The sequence below is a fragment of the Thiorhodococcus mannitoliphagus genome (genome assembly GCF_010915725.1).
Taxonomy (GTDB): domain Bacteria; phylum Pseudomonadota; class Gammaproteobacteria; order Chromatiales; family Chromatiaceae; genus Thiorhodococcus; species Thiorhodococcus mannitoliphagus.
The window spans coordinates 1-450 of record NZ_JAAIJR010000467.1 but is presented as its reverse complement, the minus strand read 5'-3'; the positions used below and the strand labels follow the sequence as shown (position 1 = coordinate 450).

Here is a 450-nt window from a genome sequence, read left to right as displayed (position 1 = left end):
GAGTTGTTCAATAGATTGAAATATAAATGGTTTATGGAAAATGAATAACGTTGGCTATTCTTAGCCTGACGGCTATGGGGTGTGGTCGGCGTCATAGCGCTGCAGCTGGCCGAAGTAGCGGCCTTCGAATTGGAAGACGATCTCGTGGAGGAAGTCCATTAGGGCGGCGACGGCCTCGTCGGGCAGCGGCGGCAGATCGATCGGTGCCAGGGTCTGTCGGGATTGCGGGTGTGTCATGGGAGGCTCCGAGTCACTGCCATTAAGTTAGTGCCTGACCGAAAAGTCTGTTTCATCTTGCAGGACAATGGCTTAAAATATGGCTCCATGGTCGAAGTTTCGGCGTCGAGGTCGATCAATAGGGACGCATTGGCGCCTAAGGCATTGATCTCTCGAAGTCGAGACGGCCATCGCAAGTGGTTTTCGAATGAAAACCGAATGAACCTTCATGAA

At 52.0% G+C, this 450-nt stretch carries 1 protein-coding gene; it reads right to left on the bottom strand.

Going from position 1 to position 450, the window contains the following annotated elements; all coding sequences use genetic code 11:
* Positions 1-72: 72 nt before the first annotated feature.
* Entirely contained in the window at positions 73-237 is a 165-nt protein-coding gene (locus G3480_RS27410) for a hypothetical protein (protein ID WP_164657309.1), read from the bottom strand.
* Between the last annotated feature and the right edge of the window lie 213 nt (positions 238-450).